We start from the raw sequence: 1862 nt of genomic DNA, 5'->3' as shown, positions 1-1862 counted from the left end.
GTTTTAACCGTGGTAAACTTTCCCACGGAAAGCGCGACCAATTGGAAGGATGTTTTTGAAGGTCTCAAAGAAAGAGGTGTAGCCGTGGTGGACCTGTTGGTATGTGACGGGTTATCCGGTATTGAAAACACGCTGGCCGATACTTTTCCCCAAGCGGATCTGCAGTTGTGTACCGTTCATCTGAAAAGGAATATCGTGAATAAAGTCAAGCCAAGGGATAAGAAACAGGTTATGGAGGAACTCAAACAAATCTGCTCTCCTGACCAATGGGACATTACCCCGGAAAAGGCATTCGGTGTATTTAAGGAGTTCATACAAAGGTGGCAAAAGAGTTACCCGCCGCTAAAGAGATACCAGCACGACAGGTACAGGTTTTATTTTACATACTTCAAATATGAAAGGGAAATCAGGGGAATGATTTATACCACGAACTGGATCGAAAGACTGAACAGGGATTATAAGAGGGTTATTAACATGAGAGGGGCCATGCCGAATCCACAGGCCGTCATTCTACTGATGGGGACCGTGGCTCAAAACGCGGATATTTATAAATACCCTATTTATAATTTTTTAGAATCAAGATTATTTTATTAAAAATGAATAGATTTGCAAAGATGAAAAAAGAAAGGATTTACACACTTTTTGAAACACTATCGAAAAAAACACAGATTTTCCGGTTGATCCCATTTTTACTGAACATTGTAACAATCCATATCAACGCAAAAGGCGACTACTTTCGTAATCGCCTTCCGTGATCCAGCTGGGACTCGAACCCAGGACCCCAACATTAAAAGTGTTGTGCTCTACCGGCTGAGCTACTGAATCCTTCAATTGTGTTTCTCAATTGCGGTTGCAAAGGTATATCTTTTTGTTTCTCTCACAAATTTATTTCGAATTATTTTCACGCATTTTTTTCATGAAAAGAGTAAAAACTTCATTATGATTTAATTGAGTCTCCCGTTTCCTCGCCATAAATTCGGACAAAAGATAGGAATTGTCGGTATATTTTACTTATTTTACCAAACAATCACAAAAAAATCATTCATGAATACATCAAAAATTCTATTTTCTTTATTCCTTGTGCTATCTCTTTTAGTTTCCTGTGAGAAAGATAACAATCACTCGGAAGACGATGAATTAGCCACACGAATGAATCAATTCATTCAGAGCAATTTATCTACATTCTACTTGTGGTATGACGAAATACCGGATATTAAACCGGAATCAGAAAAAGACCCGAAAGAATATTTCAAGGCTCTTCTTTCCTCCAAGGACAAATGGTCCCTGATCACAGATGACGTGGACGAATTTTTAGACGAAATGGAAGGAACGGGAGAAACTTACGGTTACGGACTTGCTTACGGGCAATTTTCAAACAGCAAAGAATGCTTTGCAGTCGTCCAATATGTCTATCCCGGTTCTCCGGCTGCTGAAAAGCTGAAACGAGGAGACATCATTGTAAAACTGAACTCACAAAACCTCACGGAAGACGATCTCAACAAGCTTACCAAACCCGGAACGCTACGACTGGGCCTAGGTAAACGAGAGGGGAACGCCATTGGTTCCACGGGACAAACCGTCACCATCACCTCTCGAAAGATGGACACGGACCCCATTCTTATCACGAAGCTCTTCGAACTGGGAAATCACAAAATCGGTTACCTCATGTACACCCTCTTCTCAAAAACATTCAACTCCAGCATCGCAAAAGCATTCAACGAATTTAAGGAAGCCGGAATCACCGATCTTGTACTCGACCTCAGATATAATCACGGGGGAGATGATGAAGCATCCACATTCTTGTGTAGTGCGATCGTTCCCAAAGAAAAAGCCATAGAAGGTACACTTCTTTCTAAAGAAAC

Annotated in this window: 2 protein-coding genes and 1 tRNA gene; 2 read left to right on the top strand and 1 reads right to left on the bottom strand. The window is 40.9% G+C overall.

The features are described from left to right. A partial coding sequence (locus tag WS42_RS14570; protein ID WP_286728742.1) for an IS256 family transposase occupies positions 1-594 on the top strand: 594 nt, incomplete at its 5' end. A 158-nt stretch (positions 595-752) separates the two neighbouring features. Here the strand turns inward: WS42_RS14570 and WS42_RS14565 are convergent. After that, positions 753-825, bottom strand: a tRNA-Lys gene (locus tag WS42_RS14565). Between the two features lie 219 nt (positions 826-1044). Here WS42_RS14565 and WS42_RS14560 point away from each other — a divergent pair. Further along, on the top strand, positions 1045-1862 hold an 818-nt coding region (locus WS42_RS14560; protein ID WP_286728741.1), incomplete at its 3' end, for a S41 family peptidase.

Origin of the sequence: Odoribacter sp. N54.MGS-14, from assembly GCF_000980295.1 — a bacterium.
In the GTDB taxonomy this organism is placed as follows: Bacteria; Bacteroidota; Bacteroidia; order Bacteroidales; family Marinifilaceae; genus Odoribacter; species Odoribacter splanchnicus.
The sequence above is the reverse complement of the archived record's forward strand: the minus strand, read 5'-3'. Positions and strand labels throughout refer to the sequence as shown.